Consider the following 21,721-nt stretch of genomic DNA (forward strand, 5'->3'; position numbering starts at 1 on the left):
TTTATATGTAAGGCCAAACATACAATTTAATTAACAGTTTGTTGTTAAAACAGGTAAAGGCCTTCTGTTGCTGTTTTTCCAGTTAAAGAGTTAATCCCAAAACTAATATTTGCTTCCTGGGCCTTGTATTTTGAATAATCAATCAAGCTCATGATCATGAAAACAATTCTGAGAATTCCTAATGGACTTAAAAAGAGTTAATAAATAAAATCAGGATATTGTATCCTGAAATTATTTCGCAGATTAAAAACTCTACGAAAGTTTAATACCTTATACAATAGCAGGCAACACATAAGTTCAATTTTGTTAAATTTTGAGTGAGTTCCAACTTAATTTTAGTAGCGAATCTTTGATCAATTCCGAAAAAGCAAGTGCATTCATTTTATTTGAGTAAAATCAAACTGTACCGAATCACTTACTGTTTTTATTCCGGGAATCTGGACTTCTGCTCCCGCAAACTATCACTTTTTTCGGATTTTTTACATCTATCGGATTCTTTCCATTGTTTTAAATGCCAAAAATTATTGGAAAAGTATTTTAGTAACATCTACAATATATTTAGCGTGAAATTCCAATAATGGGAAGGATTTACATGTTTTTTGAGCCCGTGCTGATAAAATATAAAACTTATTTGAAGCGCTATTACGGGTTTTTGCGGCTTTTAATAATAGCTGAGAGATTTACCTTTCTTTTCCTGCTTATGATTTTATTCAATGCCTACGAGTTTGCTTATTTTCTTCCCGGAATGACGACATTTTCTAAAACCCAGAACTACATTGACCCCTACAGGTTCAATATTATTTTAATGGCTGTGGGAGCGGTTATAATCACTTTTTTCGCAGTTGTCTGCGATAAATTACTCAGGAAAAAAGGGGAATTTAACCTCATAAGCTTGCTTGAAAGGAACTTTCCGGGGCTCAGGACAAAGCTAGGTACGGCCTGCGATAACAACCAAAATTTTAACATAGTTACAAATAAACTTTTTCTTGATGTTCTCAAAGAATTAATCGGCATTGATATCAAAAAAATTGCTCCACTCAGACAGATTCTCCGCACATTTGTGATATTTTTGCTATTTAGCGGATTGATTGTTTTCTGTGTAGCTGAAGATTTTAGCTTTGACATTTCTCCAAGCCAGTTGAAAGAGAAAATTCCGGATTTACCGGCAGGAAAGGCAGCAGGCGATGTGGAAAATGAAACTGTTGATGATACCGAGTATGGTGTAGAGGCTGTCATAATAAAAAACGGAGAACAGATTGAAATGGAGATCAACCCGAGCCTGGGACTTGGATTTACAAACCAGGTCGATTCAGAGACCGCAAATGAATTAAATGGAAGCTCAAACGGCTCTAAAAAAGGATTCAGGTACAGCCAGTCCTATAGTGAAGAACTGCCTGAAGAATATGAACCGCTGATAAAGCAGTACTTTGAAAAGCTCTCATCTTGAAAAAAGAGGAGTTCCAATGCGAGAAATACAGGAAGTCCAGCTTGAAGATTCGGAACTTAATTTAAAACCAACATATGAAAAAGCCTCTGAAATTTTCGAGGTTATTTTTAAAGAGATAGGCAATGCCATAGTCGGCCAGAAAGAAATGATAAGGCAGATCCTTATAGCCATGCTGTGTGAAGGGCACGTGCTGGTAGAAAGCAACCCCGGTCTGGGTAAAACCCTGACCATATCCACAATTTCCCAGATTATGAACATGAAGTTCAGCAGGATACAGTGTACTCCTGACCTCATGCCTGCGGATATAACAGGCACCGACATAATCGAAGATGATGAGAAAGGCTCCAAACGCTTCAAGTTTAAACAGGGCCCGGTTTTTGCAAATATTGTCCTTGCTGATGAGATCAACCGCGCCTCGCCAAAAACCCAGTCTGCGCTGCTTGAGGCTATGCAGGAAAAGCAGGTGACAGTGGCAAATACTACATATCTGCTTGACAAACCCTTTTTTATACTCGCTACCCAGAACCCGATTGAGATGGAAGGAACCTATGCCCTGCCCGAAGCCCAGCTTGACAGGTTTTTGCTGAAAATCCAGCTGCAATATCCGGACAAAGAAGAGGAGTTTGAAATTGTAAACCGGTATGCTGAGGCATTCAGACCTGCTGTCAGACGGTGCATAGACAAAGAGACCTTCCTTGAACTCCAGCAGATCACCCGGAGAATTCCAATTTCAAACAAACTAAAAAGGTACGCAATCGAGATCGTAAACCAGACCCGAAATCTGCCTGAGCTTATAGAAGCCGGCGCATCCCCGCGTGCTTCAATAGCCCTTATTCTCTGTGCAAAAGCAAATGCGTTTCTTGACAACCGGGGATACGTCGAAAAAGAAGACGTAGACGCTATGGTACTCCCTGTCCTTCGCCACAGGATTATTCTCTCATTTGAAGCTGCACGGAACAATACTACCAGCGATAAAATTATACAAAAAATCCTCGAGGATAAAAAACAACTGTATAACGAACGAGATCGTGGCTGAAATTGGAGATAAGCACGGCTGAAATAGGAAATAAGCGCGGCTGAAATAGGAAATAAATCTGTTAGGAGGCCGGGGTAGATATGGTCGGATGTAATGGAAAATGGCAGGGAGTCGGGATAAGTATGGCTGGAAGTGTAATAGAAAATGGCTGGAAGTATTGGTTGGAGGCAGAGACAGGATATGGACGGTAAAAAACATAAGATAGATATTTCATTCCTGACTCAGCTCGACAGGTATGCACTCCCGATCAGGAACAGAGTAGCAGCCATTCATTCAGGCAGCCATCTCTCAACAAAGAAGGGATCCGGGCTTGACATTGTAGACCACAGAAAATACAATCAGGGGGATTCATTAAAGAAAATTGACTGGAACCTCTATGCCCGTACTGAAAAGCTGTATATACGCAGGTTCGAAGAGGACAAAAACCTGAACATGGTAATACTGCTTGATGCCAGCACCAGCATGCTCATTCCTGAAAATAACCCTAACAAATTCGAATACGCATCAACTGTAGCTATAGGAATTTCTTACATCGTAATGCGATACAACGACCAGTATATGATTGCAACCTTTGCAGAGAATGTAGATTATACTAAAGCCCTCAAAGGAAGAGATGAATTTCTTCGGACCATTGACAACCTCTCCCGAATCTCAGTCAATGGAAAAACAAAGCTTGCAGACTGTGCAGATTCCATATACCCCAGAATAAAGTCAAAATCAATGGTCCTGGTAATTTCAGATTTTCTGGATGATCCTGACTCTATCCGATATGCTGTCCACAGGTTGTGCAGGCATGAACTCGTGCTTATACATCTCTATGACGAAACCGAGATCAACCTGCCTGAAACCGTAGACGGCACAGTCAAATTTATTGACAGTGAAACAAACGAAGAGTTCAGCATCTCAGTGGGTCAGGAATTCAGGAAGGAATATGCAGCCGAATTTGGAAAGCATATGGCTGAGCTGGATAAAATCGCACACGATTTCAAGATCCCCTATTTCAAAATCAGTATTGATAATCGGCCTATTGACACCGTGCTCATGGTCATAGGTAAAGGGTGACTCTGCCTATGGATTATGAATTTCCCCTGGGTCTGGCTGCGCTTGCAGGTGTAATTCCCCTGATTATTGTTTACTTACTTAAACCCCGCCCAAAACTGATAATCCTGCCTTCTTTGATGTTTGTCCGGAAAATCAGCAGGAATGCATTCGATTCCAGGCGTAAGCTCAGTAAAAAAATAACAGACCCGCTCTTCTTTTTACAGTTACTTGCACTGATCCTCCTGGCGTTTGCCATTGCAGGTCCTCTACTTGAGAATCTTACGAAGGAGTCGGAAAGAGTTGTGGTTATTATAGATTCGTCTGCCAGCATGGCTGTGCCTGACAGAATCGAGGCTGCAAAATCCATAGCAATAGAAAGCCTGGGCAAGGAAAACACGATTATCGCTGCCGAAAGCATGCCTGTGGTACTTGGAAAAGCGATAGAAGCCACTGATGCTGAAGAGCTAATCAATAGTATGGAAGTCAGGGATACTTCTGGCGAGATTCCTGAAGCTATTCTGACCATTATAAACGACGAGGGAAATCAAAAAGCAAAAATTGTAGTCATCTCCGACTTTGAAAACTGGGCAGGCAAAGCCCCTGAAACATATATCAAAATCGCCAGGGCGAAAGATATGGAGCTTGAGTTCAGGCAGGTCGGCAAAGCAGCTTCCAATTATGCAATTATAAGCGGATATCTCAAAGACCGAAATGACGGAACCTATGAGTACACCTGTACTGTCAAAAATTTTAATAATGAAAGTGTGAAGCTCGATGTGCAGCTGGAAAGCAAATCAGGCCTGATTTCCACCCAAAAAATAAGCGAGCCTGTATCGCTTGGGGAATTCGGGACCCAGCAGATAAAATTTTCCAGTATTCCTCAGGGGATATCCACCGTGAAAATTCTCAATAAGGATGCAGTACCCTGTGATAATATTGCCTGGATTTCTATCCCTGAAATCAAGCCGAAACAAATGCTGATATTAACAGACCTTGAAACAACCCTTGACACAATAAACCCTGACACAACAGACCTTGACCCGGCAATAAGCAAATCTCCTGTGATTACGGCCTTGTCCCTTATGCCTGGCCTTTCGGTCGATGTACAGCACGACCTTCCACACGAACTTCTGGCAGGTGTTGAAAAATATGATACTATTGAAAAATATGATACTATTCTCATAGATTGTGAGCATAAACCCCTTCCGGCTTCCACCATAAAGAAAGTCGTTTCTTACGCGCAAAGCGGGAAAAACCTGATAGTTATAGGAAACGGATGCCTGTATAATTCTTCGGAAATGCATGAGTTATATCCTGTCCTTCCTGTAGAGATCAACTCAATTGAGGAAGACTCAAGCCATACGATTGAGACCGCAGGGAGCGGGACAAAGGTTTTTGAGGGAATTTCATTTAACGAAGTGTATACTCGAAAATACCTGGCTGCGGTTCCGCGTGAAAATTCCCTGGTGCTTGCCGGACTCAAAGGAGCAGGGCCTGTAGTCTGTACCTGGAAGATTAACAACGGGACAGCAACTTATGTGGGGATTAGCGATACTACTGGAAATGATGCGTGGAACAATTTCCCTACGGTTCCCACGTATCCGGTATTCTGGGTAAAGCTTCTCAAATACTTATGGGGAATCGGAGACATCAGTGAAACAAATGTAAATACAGGCGGATACGAGGCGTTTGACCAGAATGTCAGAGTCAAAACCCCTGGGGAAACGATCAGCAATAAATTCGTTTACTACGATAAATGCGGGCTTTATGAGCTGAACCAGAAAACCGTTGCAGCTAACCTCTATGATTCCACGGAGTCAAATACCTTTACTGAGAATCGATTAAATCTGACAGGTGAGAGCAAAGATATACAGAAAGAAGACCTGTATACGAAATCACCTGACAAACTCCGAAAATACCTTATTTACGCCCTTCTGCTCCTTCTTGTTCTTGAGAACGTGCTCATGTTCAGGAGGAGAATAATATGAGCTTTGATTTTATGAGTTTTGATTTTATGAGTTTTGATTTTATGAGCTTTGATTTTATGAGCTTTGATTTTATGAGCTTTGATTTTATGAGTTTTGGTTTTCTATATAAATCCGAGTTGCTTCTCCTCCTGCCTCTTGCGGTTTTTCTGCTTTTCGGACTGGGGAAAAAAGCCAGTAAAAAACATCTGTTTTTTCATGTACTTGTTGCATTCCTCCTGATCCTGGCACTTGCAGCTCCGTATTCCGCAGAGATAACTTCCCCAAAGACCAATCAATCCAGGATAACCATAATTTCGGATGAAACCGCAAGTATGGAAATGCTTCAGAAGGGAGTTCCGCAGGATATATTCGAGAAACTTAGCGGCAAAGTTCCTGTTACGGTTGCAAGCATTTCAGGCTCGCAGACTTCACTTGGGGATGCTATTCTGCAGCAGGCATCACCTGAAAATTATGTGCTTATAGTTTCTGACGGGCAGAGCAACTCAGGTACTTCAATTGAAGACGCACTTTCCTACTGCTACAAAAATGGCTTTCCTGTAGCTGCACTTATTCCTGATGCGGTTAAAGAAGACCTCAGCGTAGAGATTGAAGGAGAAAACGAACTTGTAATCGAAAATGAGGCTCCGTTCAAGGTTCATGTCCGTAAGTCAACTGAAAATGAAATGAAGTATGAGCTGAGAGTTACGGTTGACCGTAAGCAGGTGATGGAAAAGAAGGTTACCCAGACCGGGAGGATAGAAAGTTTTGATTTCAACCACACATTCGATACACTGGGGCCGCATACGATAAAAGCAACACTTCATCCAGCAAGCATAAACGTTAAAGACCTGGATTATTTTGAAAATAATAACCAGTACATGAAAGGTGTATATGTCACGCCAAAACCGAAAGTACTTTTTGTGACCGATGAACCTGATTCGCCTCTGGCAGCCATACTTAATGAGGTTTATGAAGTACATACTGCACGGTCATCTAGTTCCCTTTCATCTGATCCCCTTTCATCTGGTTCTCTTTCATCTGGTTCCCTTTCATCTGATTCTCTTAACGGCATGGATGCAGTTATAATCGACAATCAGGCAGTATCGACAATTTCAAGTTCGGAAGTTGAAGTCCTCAGGAAGTATATCATTAATGGCGGCGGCATGGTAGTGGTCGGCGGAGATGCTTCTTTCGACTATCCTGCCGAAAATACATATCAAAATACGCAATTCGAGGAACTTCTGCCTGTTACATCCAGTCCTTCAAACTGGAGAGGCGGCAGGAATATTGTCCTGATGCTTGATGTCTCGCCGAGCACCCTGCAAAGTAACAAAATTGGAGGGCGTGTTTTAGATGACATACTCTCCAATGCTATTGTGCTTCTTGAAAACGAGCACCTGAAAGATGCGAGGGTGGATGTTATCACATTCGGGAGCAAAGGACAGGACATTACAGACGGTTTTGTGGACATGTCCAAAGAATCGAATATAGTATGGCTTGAAGGCGAGATCAGCAAAATTACCCCATCAGGAGACTCGACATCACTTGAACGGGGAATGTTAACTGCACGCAGCCTGCTTAGAGGACAGAACAGCAGTTCAGATGCTGAAATTATAATCGTTTCTGATGGTGGGATAGGCAATAAATACGAGGGTGATGAAACGTTTGAACAGGCGGTAAGCTGTGCGGATTCGCTTCGGGAAGAGGGAATTGGCATCCATTTTGTCCATATCCACTCTCCAAGCACTGAGCGCCAGGTCAATCCCAATGGCAATTATTACGCTTACCTCCTGATGAATAAAATCGGTTTATCGAAAAATTATAACAGGATTGAACCGGGACAGCGGGTAAATGTCAGTTTTTCTGCGAGATCGGATGAGTCTGAGGAGATAGAAGACGATTATTCCAGTGGTACACTGATTGTCTATGACCCCAGGCATTTCATTACAAAGGAAATCTCGGAAATTCCCTGTGATCTTCTGGGCTACAATGAAGTAAGCCCAAAGCCGGAAGCAAACCGTCTTGTAACAACCAGGCTGGGAAAACCCGTAATCACAGTCTGGAGACTTGGCCTTGGCCGGGTTGCAGCTATTACAACTGACAATGGATACGGTAATGGAATTCCCTGGGCTCATGCGCTGTACTCCGGAAACGACAGTCTTGTGATTACAAGAACCCTGAACTGGGCAGTTGCGGATATCGAGATGTACGAGAGCCTCCAGTTAAAAATTCCTGACCTTAAAATAAACCAGCAGGGCAGGGTCCTTATTACAACCAGGGAAGAAGGAATTCCTGAGCTTTATTTTGACAAAAAGCCTATGGAAATAACACCTCTCGGAAACAATATGTACGAATCATATGTCACCCCAACCACCTTTGGACTCCATAAAATATCCGAAAAGCCTGCTGGCGTAAATCATACTGAGGAATTTATACCTGAAAGCTTCGGCATCGAAGATATTTCATGGAGACCTGCCTCTGCGAACTGCCCTGATGAGTATATGTATGTAGGCGAAAACCCATTATTCCGAACAGCCCTGCTCGAAAACGGCGGAAAAATTTATACAGCAGCCGATATTTATTCCCGGATAACAACCGATTCCATGACCCGTACCGAAAAGAAAGCCGTGGCAAAAATAATGTATACTAAATATATCCTTGTGCTTGCCTTTCTCATATATCTGATATATACGGTATATCACACCTATAACACCCGTATGAAGTAAGCTGTATTCCAGGTTGATTTTCATCTGCATAAGGCCAATTTCATCTGCAATTACTTTACCTGTATTCTTTTATTCTGGAACTTTCTTTCAGAGACTTTTTAATATCGTCTGGGACCGTCAAAATATAACATGGATTCCGATAACAGTTGACCGTCATCTTTCAAAAAACAAGAAAACAATAAAAAATCTTGAAAATAATAAAAAGTCTCTTCTTTAATTCTGAAATAATATTCTCTTATATCTTACTAAAAATTTTGAGTTGTTTCAGAGCGTAGTTTACAAGATTGTACGATCATTAAATTAATGAAACAAGCGTTTGTTTAATGAACTAAAGTTAGCAAGATACACAAAAAAAGAGAAATAAAATAAGGTTAACTGTTAAAAATATTATATACAATAACTGTGTAGTATAAATTGCGTTCTCATCTCTTTAACACCCCACTAGCAAAGAGCACCTACTCCAGAACATTACTCCACAATAAGGGATATAGAAAGAGAAATTCGCAACGATGAGTCAAGTACCTCAATACCTCTTCCCCAACTATAATAAAGTGAGTCTCTTGAATACCGTTCGGAACTCCCAGGTTTTTTCGGATGAGAACGCTACCTCATTTTATAAAAAATTTTTAAGAACGTTACAAGTACCTTTTATCTGGGCGACATCCGAGTCCTTCGCTCGCTTTCCGTCATCCGAGTTCGTTATTTGAGCATTGTATGCCAGTTCAAATTAATTATTCCTGGCAACAATACTTTGATATTGTACTTGAATCATTCTTAAGTATATCCGGCATCAATGCAAGGAGAGTTTGGCTCCAAACGATAATCGTGTATACTCTGGTTTACAAAGAGAGGATCTGCATAGATGTCTGTACTTGATGTGCAGTTTCGGTAGTTACCTGCAGAGTTATTGTACAAACAGTTATTTTCCAACACAAAAGTGTGTGTTTCAGGTAGATAATTGATTACTGCATATCCGGTTCCCTCAGGGTCTGTTTTGCACTTCTGAGTATTTACGATTATGTTGTTACGAACAACTGTTGTGTATTTTGTGCCTATGGATGAAAGACTGAGACGAGCTTCATAGGTAGGAGAAACGTGGGATCCTGTAGGTAACATATGAATAATTGCCGCATGATACACTCCGTCAAAGATATTGTTTTCGATGAGAGTATTGTAAAACCCACTTGTTATTATACCCCCTACCAGGTCAATATTTGGGTTCATGCCAGTATTATAAAAGATATTATTAAAAATGTGGACATTCTGGGCTTCTTCCCTGGGATAAGAATCTAACCAACCTATCAACCAGATTCCGGACCCATAAGTATCATGGATAGTATTGTTATATATTTCTACATCGTTAACGACCCCTGTTGTTTTTTCAACCATAATGCCAGAACCACCTGCACTCCAGTGATAAAAGGAATCGATTACGTTATCATGAAACTTCACATGATTTGAATTTAAAACTCTAAGACCACAATCCGTTCTGATGGTTATTTTATTGTCCCATGTCTCTAAATTCTGGCAATCTTCTGCAAAAAAAGCATTGTGGCCCGTTTTATACACAGAGTTATTGTAAAATTGAACCTTGGAACTGTGGTCTATTTTCAATCCGTCTCCGTGTCCATCGTGCATGTACATATCATGAACTTGAATGTCCGTGGAATTGCAGAACTGGATCATATTGTAAAATCCATATCCATTCGTTTTATCTAGATTATTGTCATGGTTTCCGTCTATTTCAAATCCTTTTATAGTTACTCCATTTATTTTGTTACTGTCCATCTGAGTTATCAGTGGCTTATCAACTGCCCAGCCCGCGTTGTCTATAAGTTTAATTACAGCTGTAGGATCGCCTTCCAGGGTCGTGTTATTTCCAATAAAAATACTATCTGAGATGACGTATGTATATGGGCCTTTTAAATGAACAGTTGTAAACTGCGGATCTTCCGCAACATATTTAAGAGCTTGATTTATCTCTACCTGATCATCAATTCCATCGCAGTTGAAGTCTCCACTTCCATCTCCAGTTACAGACACCGTCTTATTCTGTATGAGGTTACCATAGCATAGATTATCTAAATATAATGGATTGTATGTGGTATTATTTTCCGTCATTGTAGCCGTACTATTTTGTTCAGTAACTGCAGATGTCGTAGATGAAAAGAAAATTAGGAATAAAATCAGAACTGACGACATTAAGTTTACTGAAAAATACTTGTCCACCCGTTTCATTATTATATGCCCTGATCATTTATTCTTTATTAAAAAATATTGATATTATTTTGGAAAATTATATAGTTAAACTTTTCCATTAAAGAACAATATTTTAATATTAATATAATTTGAGAGAATTTATAGTACTGTTTTAAATTTGCTGTAAAATAAAAGTCAATATTTTGTGTGCTGAAGGATAAACACATCTTTTGATATTGAATTCTCCAAACAATAACTTTTGAGATTTATAGTTTTCAAAAAGTCAGCACATTATGAAATACCACACTACTGAATTCTTTATGGTGGCAAAAGGCTCTGTCCTTCTAAAGTGCAACTCTCGCTGTCCTCCCGAAGCTAAATTAGTTTCTTTATCTAGATTTATCTAGAAATTACCCCTCTTGAGCGAACGAAGTGAGCGAAAAGGGTACCGTCCTCCCGAGACGGAACTCGGGTGACGGAACTCGGGTGACGGAACTCGGGTGACGGAACTCGGGTGACGAAACGCAATTCGGATGTAGAAACCCTTAAAATAGTGTAAAAGCTTAAAACAGAAGGGTAATGGAAATGCTTTACCGAAAAGTACCAGAGAACGGAGATGAACTTTCTATACTTGGGTTTGGGTGCATGCGCCTTGCGGTCAGGGACGGAAAGATAGATGAAGAAAGAGCTACCCGGCAAGTTAGATACGCAATCGATCACGGAGTAAACTATATCGACACGGCCTGGCCGTATCATATGGGAGAAAGCGAGCCTTTCCTTGGCCGGGCCCTTGCAGATGGATACCGAGAAAAAATTAAACTTGCTACAAAACTTCCCTCCTGGACAATAAAGAGTAGGGAGGATATGGACAGGATCCTGAATGCCCAGCTTGAAAGGCTCAGGACTGACCATATCGATTATTATCTTGTGCATGGACTTGTTGGGCTTTTATGGGACAAAATGGAAAAACTTGGAGTGCTGGATTTTCTTGACAGAGCAAAAGCTGACGGCCGAATTATAAATGCAGGTTTCTCCTTCCACGGATCTGCAGGGGATTTCAAACGGATTGTGGATGCATATCCCTGGACTTTCTGTCAGATCCAGTATAACTTTCTGGATGAAAAAAACCAGGCAGGAACGGAAGGGCTTGAGTATGCTGCTTCAAAAAACCTGAGTATTATTATCATGGAACCCTTGCGCGGAGGCAAGCTGACAAATCCTGTACCTCCTGAAGTGCAGAAGATCTGGAATGAAGCTCCTGTAAGGCGCACTCCAGCCGAATGGGCCTTTCGATGGATCTGGAACAGACCCGAGGTTACGGTTGTGCTTTCAGGCATGAATGAGGAATCCCATATTGAAGAAAACCTGAAAATCGCATCTGAAGCCTATCCGAACTCCCTGACCGACGCCGAACTGCAGCTTGTAAGAAAAGTGGAACAAAAATACAGGAAACTTATGAAAACCGGTTGCACAGGCTGTAGATATTGTTTGCCCTGCCCTTCAGGCGTGGACATTCCTGGCTGTTTTGAGATCTTCGATAACTTTTACCTGTCAGGCAATGAAAGGGAAGCAAAACTTATGTATGCATCAAAACCCGGAGGAATAATAAGAGGCGACGTGCCAGGGTATGCTTCCCAGTGCGTCCAGTGTGGACAATGCGTTGAAAAATGCCCACAGCACCTGGATGTTCCTTCCCTTCTCGAAGCCGTGAAGGAAAAATTTGAGGGAAAAGACCTAAGAGGATGGAAGATTTTCGCGAAAAAGACGTTTAGGAAGGAATAAAAAAGAATTTGAAATGCATAATTTTTGTTACTTTCAATTACTTTACTTTATTTTACTTTACTTTTTAGTTTTTGATGTTGCTTTTTCGTTCAACACTCCTTGTCTATCTAAAAAGCTTTTCCAAGATTACACCCGAAGCCATAATATTTTTCATTCCCTGGGTTATATAATAATAGGCTTGATTTTCTCAATATCGGTTTTTCCTTTTTCATCGAAAAAGGATTCATCGGCTTTGATATCCAGGCACCGACTTTGATATCCAGGATTTCTCTTGCAGGGTATGGAGCCCTATATCAAAGTTATGCAGAAGCTTGCGCTCCAGGACAACAGGAAATTCACCCACATAAGGGGCAGGCACAAGCTTGCTTCTTACCGGCGTCAGGCAAAACTTATCTTCATCCCTTCCACCTGCGGTTCCAAAGTTATCGGTCTGTTTTAAATAAGCTTCTGATGTGGTACTGATTGTAAATGCCCTATTTTCCATGATGCCCGCATAGCTGTAAGTCGCTTTTCTTAAAGATACGCTAACGCATGGAGGGGGTCGAAACGATAGCAAGAAAATAATTCATTTTAAGAGAACATCTGCGGAAAGACAGGTGTACAGGTAATCCATTATTTAACTCCAACTTCGAATTTGTTTCATTTTACATAATCATCCCACAGTACTAAGATGAAATTGGAATTTACCCAACGTTTAACCTTTTACGTCGTCTGTAGTTGTATTAGACATCAAACTTTCATATAATTTTAAGTTTATAATCTCATTTCAGGATACAACACTAAAAATGAAGTATTCAAGGGCCGAAGTATTTAAGAGTCCTTATAAGTATTAAATCAGTAGATTTAAAAGATTCTGGCGGAATCTAAAGTTCAAAAAAATTATTCGTTAAATTAAATTTCTATAATTTTTTCTGTTTCTGAAAGTAAGCTTATATTTAATCCAGTAACTTCAGGACTGTCAACAGGAAACAGCGCTGAGACAAAAAGAGCAGGAAAACATGGTAATTAACGGAGGCAATCTATGATAGTAAAAACATTAAAGTTGATTTCCCGTTTTGCGATGGTGCTGATTATATTGAGTATTGTCCCTACAGGGGCTTTTGCTTCAGAAAACGCAACCCTGGAAAACTCGACGGATCTGATTTATGGTCCGGGATCTTGTCCTTCTTGTCCTGCAGGCAATATAAGCGAAGAAAATTACACTGAAGTTCAGGCAGACATGCTGGACTCAATCAGTAAGAGAATTACTGAACTTCAAAATCTTTATATTGAGATAAGTAAGGTTTCAAATGCATCCGACTTCCAGACGGTTTTGTCTAGAAAAAGGCAGGCAAATGAGGGTATGGAAAATGACGGAAAGAATGTGGAACCTGATGAAATGCAAACAGAGACTGACGAAGGGCATGAATTTTGTCATATCCTGCTTGAAAACATAACTGATGAAAATTTCACTGATGTTCAGGCTGTTATCCTTGATTCCCTCCAGAATATGACTGAAAGAGCCGAAGCCGCTCAAACCAGGCTTACAGAAGCCGGCGATAGCAGCAAAGCTGAAGAGCTCAACGAGAAGATTACTGAGATTCAAGACCTGTATACCGAGGTGAGTGAAGCCTCTACTGCAGCAGAACTCAAAGAAGTCCTGTTAACCCATGAACAGGCAAAGGCACTTGATTCCGTTGAGGAGAAAATAGAGCTTCTTAAAGCCAGAGTGAACGAAAGCGAAAACGCGAGTGATGAACAGCTCAACAGCAGTATTACTGAACTTACGGCCCTGATGAAAGATATCAAAGGAGCCGAGTCTTTTGACGAACTGAAGAAAATAATGCACTCATCCAGGGATTCCGCAGTGTAAAAACAGAAAACGTATATCGACGCTTCTGTGCAACAAAAGTCTTCGGCTCTATTGGCCGCCCTGGCCGAATTCAGGATAACTCAACTGAAAGTAACGCAAACGTCAGCATTGGAATCTAACGCAAAAGTCCCAACCGATTAAAGAACCATAACCTGCCGAAAAGAGAAATATCCCCCCTGAACGTAACTCTGAGAAATTCACCCTCCTGATAGAACTTCAGCACCTTTGTCTCAAGATCAGCCTGTTTTACCCGCAACCGTTAACCCACAACCGTTGCGCCGGTTTATCACAAACCGTTGCGCCGGTTTATCACGCCGATAGGGCTTGGGGATAAGGTTATCAGACTCAAATGGTTCTTGGGGTTTTCGGTCAAGCCTTTTTTGAAAAGGGTTGCGGTCAAGCCTTTTTTCAAAAGGGTTGCGGACAAGCCTTTTTTGAACAGGGTTGTTTTAAAAAGACTTGATACCATGTCGACAGCTTTTTCCGGGAAAAGCGTTGAGTTTTAGTATTTCAGCTTCAACTTCATCCCGCAGAAAGGACAGAAGTTGGGGGCAGTGGTGAGATTCAGGCTTCTGGAGCAATATGGGCAGGTCAACCCGATTCCATTTTTCTTCTCGTTAATTGCGTTTTGGTGGGCTCTGGACTCCTTTGTTTCTTCAACAGAAATTGAAAGTTCAAGCTCTTTAAGAGAATTCATATTGCAGATATCACCTGAGAGTGTTGAAGTTTCAGTCCGAACTTCAGAATCATCATCTGTCAAGCGGCTCCTAATAACAGGCTTTGTTCCAGGATTTTCGGTCTCATCAGGAGTGGGTGCAGGTGAGGAATTTGTTTTATTAATTTTTTCAAGAGCTTTCAATGCAGCCCTTCGCACGCAGGCATCTGTACTTTCAGTAGCTCTGATAAGCCCTGCAACTGCCTCTGGGGTTCCGATTTTCTCAAGTGAGCAGATAGCGGCTTTTTGCATTGGGCTATCAGGTTTTTCAAGGATTTCCACCAATTTAGGAACAGCTTGCTGCGCTTTGAGATCCCCAAGCGCAGAAGCCGCAGCTTCTCTCACTGCTGCCTTAGTGTCATCCAGAGCTCTTAAAAGGCCTGAAATGGCTTCATTAGTGCCTGATCTTCCAAGGCCCAGAACTGCTGATTCCCTTACCGAATTATCAGGGTCATTAAGAGCTTTAACCAGTCCTTCTATGGCTTCAGGGGCTCCGCTTTTTCCAAGAGCACAGGTAATCGCCTTCCTGACGGAGTTTTCATATATATCAAAAGCTTTAACCAGTCCCCGAACCGCTTCCGGAGAACCTATATCTCCCAGGGCATCTGCAGCGCGGCTCCTCAGATACCAGTCAGGGTCATCCAGGGCTCTCAAAAGCCCTGCAACTGCTTCAGGCGTTCTGATTTTCCAAAGAGTTTCAATTGAAACTTTTCTTATATCCCTGCTCGAAGCTCCGAGAGCCTTGACCAGCACAGGCACTGAAGTTGACACACTTACAATTTTGCAAAGCGTTTCGGATGCAGTTTCCTGCACAGGTTGTCTTGGGTCCCTGAGGATTTCCATTAGCTCATCAAGCACATCCGACTTACCCCTTTTTCCCAGGGTTTCGGCAGCTTGCTGCCTTGTTTTGTTATCCGAGTTTTCAATTGCCTTTACCAGGCAGAGAGCAGCTTCATAAGTGTCGATTTTTCCAAGGGCTATTATTGAAATCCTTCTCAGCGAATAATCCGGATAAGATAGGGATTTCTCAAGGGCGTAAATTGCATCTCTTGAGCCTATCCTCATCAAGGATTTCACCGCTTCCTTCTGGACAAACCTGTCCCTGTCCTCGAACCCTTTCACAATGCCTGAGATAGCTTCAGGTGTGCTAATTTTTTCAAGAGAAGCAATTGCAGTCTTTTTAACCGGACTATCAGAATCATTAAGAGCATTTATAAGACCAGGGATAGCTTCCGGCATGTTGAGTTTTCCCAGGGCTTCTGCAGCGGCAGCTCTTACTTTCGGATTTGAGTCATCCAGCGCTCCAATCAGCGCGGTTAAAGCACAAGGATCCCCTAGATCACCAAGTTTTTCGGCAGCAGTTGCCCGGTTTCCTGCAAAGACCGAGCGTTCCAATTTCTTAATAAGATTTTTGATATCGTCGTCCATTTTCCTTCTATCCCCCATTGGTGTAAAGCTTATCAGGAACCTCTAAAATATAAAAAATATTTTAAAGTATGCAGCCCGATATACTGAAAATAAATAGGATGTCTTTCAGTCTTTTAATTCTAAAATTGGCACTTTCAATTCCTGTTTTTCCAGAGCCTTATGCGTATCTAATTTTTACATAGATGGCAACGTCTATTTAAGCGAGACTGAAATATTGCAAATGACCCTCTTCTTTATACCATTAAACTCAGCTCTTAATCTCCCTTAACATTCTACATTTTTTAATATATTACATTCTATGATATATGAACTTTTAGATTGTTTTTATAAATAATATGTATATTCGATTGCCTGTGTTTTCTCCTAAAATTATTTCGTTTTTTGAATATTTGTAAATCCATTATTGGGGAAATTAGAATCACTTCTGAAATAGATTTTTCACAATTTTTTTGCTGGAACAAAGATTGTCCTGATTATGGAATTAATAATCAAGGAAATATAGTCCTTAAAGAAAGATATGGTAAAAAGAAATATATGGTAAAAACAACCATGCGCTTCTTGAATGTAAAAATTATGAAAAATGTTTTAGTGAAACGAGAGGTACAGTATTTTTTCAACTTAACACTCCTGAAAAAGAAATTCTAAAAACAATATCTCTGATTCCCGAGAAAGGAGGAATTCGTGGACTTGCGAGAGCTACTGGACATAGTAACAGAAGATTTCTCCTTTTCCACCACGAAGGAAAACGTAGTAAAGAAAAAGATAAAAAATTATGTAGTTGAAAATATTCAACGTATTATTTTTGGAGATCCTAAAAAAATATCTGAAATGCTTGGAGCTAATTCGGATGATTACATTGGTACTTCATATATAGAAAGGATAAATCTTACGATCAGGACATCTCTTGTAAGATTTGTAAGAAAAAAGGTGAATTTCAGTAAAATAATGAAGAAGCATACGAAAACATTTGATTTATTCCAAGCATGGATAACTTTATAAAACCTCACGACTCTCTAAAATTAAGAATAGACTCTGAAATAGAAAATGGTTACAAAGAACTCCAGCAATTGCAGAAGGAATAACAGATCGCATAACAGATCATATATGGAGTTTAAAGGAATTACTAATGTTTAGAGTTCCTGTTTAATAACTAAGGGACACAACCCTGTTGTTATCTTATTTTTTTGTTTTATCTTACTTTTTTGTTATTATTCTATTGTTGTTATAAAGTTTAACTTTGAATACTTATTGAGTTAGTTGTCAAAAGAAAATTCACAGCTACGTCCTTATAAGTTTAAGAGTTCGCGTGTAAAGGCAAACTACACAATAAAATATGGATAAGAGGTAGAGGTCTAAGCTATCCTCAAACGATTTAGGAACCTTTACTGGGAGTTACCTTGATTACTCTACCTCCACTGGTATTATTTCCAGCTTGAATGTTCTCCAGAATACGTTCCTTCTTTCTTTGGGTACTACTTATACGCTTAGTTACGTTTTCTGTTTCAGTTACATTTTCTGCTTCAGTAACTGCTTCAGCCGGAGTTACTTCTGTAACAGGAGTTTCTTCTACAGCCTCAGTTGCGGTTACAGCTTCCTGAACCGGAGTTACAGCTTCAGCTCCGGTTACTGCTTCAGCCTCGGTTATGGCCTGTTCTGGAGTTCCTGTTTCATTTGGAGCCCCACCTTCCTCACCAGCGCATCCTATAGCCAGGAATACACCGAACAAGACTATCAGAATAATCAATGCTTTTTTCATTATTTTCCCCCATATATAATTATATACGTTATTAATTGATACTTTATAATTGATATCTGGATTTTATAACAATTCCTACTAGATTCTGAACATAATTCATCATATGAGATTAAAAATGGCTATATGCCAGGATATTTCCCCTTTATTGTGTTTTTTGAATGTAGTAAGATCCGGATTCTTTATATTCCATTCAATTTCCTTAAGTTATAATACTGGGAATTCCAATATTGTTAAATGATTTTTTAATGACTTTTTGGGGGGAAGTCATGAGAATAAAATCCATTAATCCTTACACTGAAGAAGTAAACTGGACATACGATTCTTTTTCTTTTGAAGAATGCGAGTCCATGATTGAAAATTCCAGGACTGCGTTTTCCGGGTGGAGTTCGTTGTCTGTTGAGGAAAGAACAAAATACTTCTCAAGGGTTGGGAAGGTCCTCAGGCAGAATGCCGAAATTTATGCCGAAATTATCACGAAAGAAATGGGAAAACCTATCAGGCAGTCAAGGGACGAAATTGAAAAATGCGCCTGGATCTGCGATTATTATGCAGAAAACGCGGCCGAATTCCTGAAAGATGAAGTTGTGGATATCGGAGCTGAGAAAAGCTACGTAACCTTTGAGCCTCTGGGAGTAATTTTCGGCATAATACCCTGGAGTTTCCCGTTCGAGCATGTTTTCAGGTTTGCAGTACCTTCAATGTGTGCAGGAAATGTGTGCATAATCAAACATGCTTCAAATGTGCCTGCTTCGGCCCTTGAAATTGAAAAAATCTTTCTTGAGGCAGGATTTCCTGAAAATGTTTTCAATACCCTGTTAATTGACTCAAAAACTGCAATGGAAATTATTGAAGAAGAACTGGTAGATGGGATTTCACTTACTGGCAACATAGACGGAGGCTCGGAGATAGGTGAACTTGCAGGAAGCCTGGTAAAGCCTCTCGTACTTGAGCTGGGAAGTTCGGACCCTTTCATAGTACTCGAAGACGCTGATCTCGAAAGAGCTACGCAGGTTGCTGCAAAGTCCAGTTTTCTAAATACCGGACAGAGCCATATTGCTGCCAAGCGATTTATTGTCCTGGAAACGATTGCTGTGGACTTTATTGAGGCATTTGAGCTTGAAATGCAGGAACTGAAAATCGGGGACCCTATGGATGAGGAAACCGATATTGGGCCTCTTGCAAAGAAAGAATTTCTTGATAGTCTTGAAAGAGTACTTAAAGACGCAAAAAAGAAAGGTGCAGAACCTCACGTTTACGGAGAAGAGCATATTAAGGGTTTTTTCTTCAGGCCAACCCTCATTCCTGCAGCCAGTACCGATATGAAGGTTTGTAATGTAGAGGTTTTCGGGCCCATTGCCCCGGTAATCACAGTAAAAAACGAAGACGAGGCCGTCAAAGTCGCAAACTCCACAGAATTCGGGCTTGGGGCTGAAATATGGTCCCGAGACCTTGAAAGGGCTCAGAGGCTGGCAAAAAGAATAAAATTCGGATCAGTTGCCATTAATGGAATGGTTAAATCCGACCCGAGGTTGCCTTTTGGAGGAGTAAAAAAATCCGGAATCGGGCGAGAGCTTTCTCATTATGGGCTCAAGGAATTTGTGAACATAAAGACGGTTGTGGTCAACAAGTGAGTCTAAAGGACTGAGAATTGATTGAAGTTTTTATTGAATAAACCTTGTCCAGAATTAATTAAAAGAATTTGTTTAATCAGTCTACCTACTTGATTAACAGTCTAGCTGCTTAATTGATAATCTAGCTGCTTAATTGATAATCTACATGCTTAATTGACAGTCTATTTGTTTAATCTTGAAAGTTTATTTATTAAAGCCTAAAAATTTGTTTAATCCTAAATAGTAAACTCAATTAAGGTTAACAAATAACTTAACCAAGGCTTATAAACAAACCTGATTTAAGGAAAATTCGGCTTAAATAAAAGCCATAAAGCTATATTGGAGTTTTTTCATGAAAGCTTCGGATCTTTTTGTTGCCCAGCTTGAAGAAGAAGGCGTTGAGTATATTTTCGGACTGCCAGGCGAAGAAAACCTTGACCTGCTTGAGTCCCTGAGGACTTCCAGAATCAAACTGATCATAACAAGACACGAACAGGCTGCGGCTTTTATGGCTGCGACATATGGAAGGTTGACCGGAAAGCCAGGAGTCTGCTTTTCAACACTTGGACCCGGAGCCACAAATCTTGTTACAGGCGTTGCCCAGGCACAGCTTATAGGAGCACCTCTTATTTCTATATCCGGACAGAAGTCTCTGACTGACAACTGGCAGGCCCGTTTCCAGCTTGTAAACACTGTAAGAATGATGGAGCCTCTCTGCAAAAAGGCTGTATCCATTACCGATCCGGGAATGATCCCTACCGTGATCCGTAATGCCTTCAAACATGCCGAAGCTGATAGGCCGGGAGCTATACATATTGAGCTTCCGGAAGACGTAGCTGAAGAAGAAACTGAGGCGACGGTGCAGAAGCGAAGTGAAATTAAAATTCCTTACCCCGATCCTGAGGCTGTAAAAAGAGCTGCGACTATGATCTGTGAGGCTAAAAATCCCCTGATCATAGTTTCATCAGGAGCAAACCGAAAAGCTATCACTGAGGAGCTCGAAAATTTTGTCGAGCAAACAGGCATCTACCTGGTGCATACCCAGATGGGGAAAGGAGTTGTTCCTGATGACTGCAGCTACAGTCTCTTTGCCACAGGAATTCATGCAAGGGACTATGTTAACTGCGGAATTGACGGGGCTGACCTTATTATCACTATTGGTTATGATATAGTCGAATATCCTCCTTACCTGTGGAACGGTACACTGGACAAACAGATCATAAATATTGATTTTGTGGAATCCGTGCCTGATAGGTACTTTAACCCCACAGTAGAAGTCATAGGGAATATTGCTTCTTCAATCCGGGAACTTGCTGCAAGTATTCCGGAGAAAAGGGAGTTTCCTATCTTTGAACACACCAGGAATTTCATTGAAGAAAAAATAAATGCTGTTGCCAGGAAAAGCTACCCTCCTGTTCCACAGGCTGTAGTTAAGAGTGTCAGAAAGGCGCTGGGGAGAGAAGATATAATTACACTGGACAATGGAATTTATAAACTCTGGTTCGCTCGCCTTTACAAGACCTATGCTCCCAATACTGTGCTCCTTGATAATGCTCTTGCAACCATGGGTGCAGGTCTCCCTTCAGGGATTACTGCTAAGCTTCTTCATCCGGAGCGCCGCGTGCTTGCAATCTGTGGGGACGGGGGTTTTATGATGAACTGCCAGGAACTTGAGACCGCAATCCGCTATGGAATTCCTGTTGTTGTCCTTATCCTCAATGACAATGGTTTCGGCTTTATTAAGTGGAAGCAGAAAAAAATGCATTTTGAGGATTTCGGGCTGGATTATGGAAATCCTGATTTTTCTCTCTTTGCCAGGAGCTTCGGGGCTGTTGGTATCAGGATTAAGGAAGACGACGACCTTGCAGAAGTTCTGGAGAAAGCTTTTGCCTTGAATAAGGTGGCAGTTATTGAGTGCCCGATTGACTATTCCGTAAACTATGAAACTTTCTCGATAGAATTGGGAAAGCTTACATGTAAGTTCTGATTGGAAACCGATTAAAGGGACATTCCCTAAGGGAGACTGAAATTCCGACAAATACTTGGTCTGGCTTGATAAATAAGGAAAAAAGCGTTAAAACAAATAAAGCGTTAAAATGAATTAAAAGCGCTTAAATTGGGTTAAAAGTTATTGATTAATAACTAAGTTCATGGCAGTAAAG

General features: G+C 40.8%; 15 protein-coding genes. 10 read left to right on the forward strand and 5 right to left on the reverse strand.

The features are described from left to right. Window positions 1-592 precede the first annotated feature (592 nt). From MSKOL_RS09925 to MSKOL_RS09945, 5 genes are all read left to right on the forward strand, one after another. On the forward strand, window positions 593-1,447 hold the full coding sequence (locus tag MSKOL_RS09925) for a hypothetical protein (protein WP_048155765.1): 855 nt from the start codon (window positions 593-595) through the stop codon (window positions 1,445-1,447). A 16-nt stretch (window positions 1,448-1,463) separates the two neighbouring features. Then, window positions 1,464-2,483, forward strand: a complete 1,020-nt coding sequence (locus tag MSKOL_RS09930; protein WP_048158281.1) for a MoxR family ATPase — start codon at window positions 1,464-1,466, stop codon at window positions 2,481-2,483. A 180-nt stretch (window positions 2,484-2,663) separates the two neighbouring features. Further along, a complete protein-coding gene (locus MSKOL_RS09935) occupies window positions 2,664-3,545 on the forward strand; it encodes a DUF58 domain-containing protein (RefSeq protein ID WP_048155768.1) in 882 nt (293 codons plus the stop codon). An 8-nt stretch (window positions 3,546-3,553) separates the two neighbouring features. Next, window positions 3,554-5,512: a VWA domain-containing protein gene (locus MSKOL_RS09940; RefSeq protein WP_048155770.1), complete on the forward strand. Its 1,959-nt coding sequence runs from the start codon at window positions 3,554-3,556 to the stop codon at window positions 5,510-5,512. Next, complete coding sequence (locus tag MSKOL_RS09945; protein WP_231592174.1) at window positions 5,509-8,217, forward strand: membrane-associated protein; 2,709 nt, start codon at window positions 5,509-5,511, stop codon at window positions 8,215-8,217. The genes MSKOL_RS09940 and MSKOL_RS09945 overlap by 4 nt, the downstream gene beginning before the upstream one ends. A gap of 774 nt (window positions 8,218-8,991) precedes the next feature. Here MSKOL_RS09945 and MSKOL_RS09955 read toward each other — a convergent pair. Then, on the reverse strand, window positions 8,992-10,338 hold the full coding sequence (locus tag MSKOL_RS09955; protein WP_231592175.1) for a right-handed parallel beta-helix repeat-containing protein: 1,347 nt from the start codon (window positions 10,336-10,338) through the stop codon (window positions 8,992-8,994). Between the two features lie 663 nt (window positions 10,339-11,001). Here MSKOL_RS09955 and MSKOL_RS09960 point away from each other — a divergent pair. Then, on the forward strand, window positions 11,002-12,198 hold the full coding sequence (locus tag MSKOL_RS09960; protein ID WP_048158283.1) for an aldo/keto reductase: 1,197 nt from the start codon (window positions 11,002-11,004) through the stop codon (window positions 12,196-12,198). Window positions 12,199-12,421: 223 nt separating this feature from the next. Here the strand turns inward: MSKOL_RS09960 and MSKOL_RS19290 are convergent, their stop codons facing one another. Then, window positions 12,422-12,754, reverse strand: coding sequence for a flavin reductase family protein (locus tag MSKOL_RS19290; protein ID WP_231592176.1), 333 nt, complete (start codon window positions 12,752-12,754; stop codon window positions 12,422-12,424). Window positions 12,755-13,219: 465 nt separating this feature from the next. On the opposite strand from MSKOL_RS19290, the gene MSKOL_RS09970 reads away from it, so the two are divergent. Continuing rightward, the gene (locus MSKOL_RS09970; protein ID WP_048155775.1) at window positions 13,220-14,050 is read left to right on the forward strand and encodes a hypothetical protein; all 831 of its coding nucleotides are present in this window, start codon (window positions 13,220-13,222) and stop codon (window positions 14,048-14,050) included. 286 nt (window positions 14,051-14,336) lie between these two features. Here the strand turns inward: MSKOL_RS09970 and MSKOL_RS20130 are convergent, their stop codons facing one another. Both MSKOL_RS20130 and MSKOL_RS09975 read right to left on the reverse strand, forming a co-directional pair. Then, complete coding sequence (locus tag MSKOL_RS20130) at window positions 14,337-14,519, reverse strand: hypothetical protein (RefSeq protein WP_156151036.1); 183 nt, start codon at window positions 14,517-14,519, stop codon at window positions 14,337-14,339. A 33-nt stretch (window positions 14,520-14,552) separates the two neighbouring features. Continuing rightward, a complete protein-coding gene (locus MSKOL_RS09975) occupies window positions 14,553-16,193 on the reverse strand; it encodes a HEAT repeat domain-containing protein (RefSeq protein WP_048120626.1) in 1,641 nt (546 codons plus the stop codon). A 681-nt stretch (window positions 16,194-16,874) separates the two neighbouring features. Between MSKOL_RS09975 and MSKOL_RS09980 the strand changes: the two genes are divergently transcribed. Next, the gene (locus tag MSKOL_RS09980) at window positions 16,875-17,192 is read left to right on the forward strand and encodes a hypothetical protein (RefSeq protein WP_156151037.1); all 318 of its coding nucleotides are present in this window, start codon (window positions 16,875-16,877) and stop codon (window positions 17,190-17,192) included. Window positions 17,193-17,565: 373 nt separating this feature from the next. Here the strand turns inward: MSKOL_RS09980 and MSKOL_RS18790 are convergent, their stop codons facing one another. Further along, a complete protein-coding gene (locus tag MSKOL_RS18790) occupies window positions 17,566-17,949 on the reverse strand; it encodes a hypothetical protein (RefSeq protein ID WP_052725409.1) in 384 nt (127 codons plus the stop codon). Window positions 17,950-18,215: 266 nt separating this feature from the next. Here MSKOL_RS18790 and MSKOL_RS09990 point away from each other — a divergent pair, with 266 nt between their 5' ends. Together MSKOL_RS09990 and MSKOL_RS09995 are read left to right on the forward strand one after the other, a co-directional pair. Then, entirely contained in the window at window positions 18,216-19,580 is a 1,365-nt protein-coding gene (locus MSKOL_RS09990; protein ID WP_048155777.1) for an NAD-dependent succinate-semialdehyde dehydrogenase, read from the forward strand. Between the two features lie 331 nt (window positions 19,581-19,911). Continuing rightward, window positions 19,912-21,546, forward strand: a complete 1,635-nt coding sequence (locus MSKOL_RS09995; protein ID WP_048155780.1) for an acetolactate synthase large subunit — start codon at window positions 19,912-19,914, stop codon at window positions 21,544-21,546. Window positions 21,547-21,721 lie beyond the last annotated feature (175 nt).

It is taken from the genome of Methanosarcina sp. Kolksee, assembly GCF_000969945.1.
GTDB lineage: Archaea > Halobacteriota > Methanosarcinia > Methanosarcinales > Methanosarcinaceae > Methanosarcina > Methanosarcina vacuolata.

What these genes read in the sequence shown, in the direction of transcription:
- MSKOL_RS09925 (WP_048155765.1), top strand. Translation starts at nt 593, where the DNA reads ATGTTTTTTGAGCCCGTGCTGATAAAATATAAAACTTATTTGAAGCGC.
- MSKOL_RS09930 (WP_048158281.1), top strand. Translation starts at nt 1,464, where the DNA reads ATGCGAGAAATACAGGAAGTCCAGCTTGAAGATTCGGAACTTAATTTA.
- MSKOL_RS09935 (WP_048155768.1), top strand. Translation starts at nt 2,664, where the DNA reads ATGGACGGTAAAAAACATAAGATAGATATTTCATTCCTGACTCAGCTC.
- MSKOL_RS09940 (WP_048155770.1), top strand. Translation starts at nt 3,554, where the DNA reads ATGGATTATGAATTTCCCCTGGGTCTGGCTGCGCTTGCAGGTGTAATT.
- MSKOL_RS09945 (WP_231592174.1), top strand. Translation starts at nt 5,509, where the DNA reads ATGAGCTTTGATTTTATGAGTTTTGATTTTATGAGTTTTGATTTTATG.
- MSKOL_RS09955 (WP_231592175.1), bottom strand. Translation starts at nt 10,338, where the DNA reads ATGACGGAAAATAATACCACATACAATCCATTATATTTAGATAATCTA.
- MSKOL_RS09960 (WP_048158283.1), top strand. Translation starts at nt 11,002, where the DNA reads ATGCTTTACCGAAAAGTACCAGAGAACGGAGATGAACTTTCTATACTT.
- MSKOL_RS09970 (WP_048155775.1), top strand. Translation starts at nt 13,220, where the DNA reads ATGATAGTAAAAACATTAAAGTTGATTTCCCGTTTTGCGATGGTGCTG.
- MSKOL_RS20130 (WP_156151036.1), bottom strand. Translation starts at nt 14,519, where the DNA reads ATGGTATCAAGTCTTTTTAAAACAACCCTGTTCAAAAAAGGCTTGTCC.
- MSKOL_RS09975 (WP_048120626.1), bottom strand. Translation starts at nt 16,193, where the DNA reads ATGGACGACGATATCAAAAATCTTATTAAGAAATTGGAACGCTCGGTC.
- MSKOL_RS18790 (WP_052725409.1), bottom strand. Translation starts at nt 17,949, where the DNA reads ATGAAAAAAGCATTGATTATTCTGATAGTCTTGTTCGGTGTATTCCTG.
- MSKOL_RS09990 (WP_048155777.1), top strand. Translation starts at nt 18,216, where the DNA reads ATGAGAATAAAATCCATTAATCCTTACACTGAAGAAGTAAACTGGACA.
- MSKOL_RS09995 (WP_048155780.1), top strand. Translation starts at nt 19,912, where the DNA reads ATGAAAGCTTCGGATCTTTTTGTTGCCCAGCTTGAAGAAGAAGGCGTT.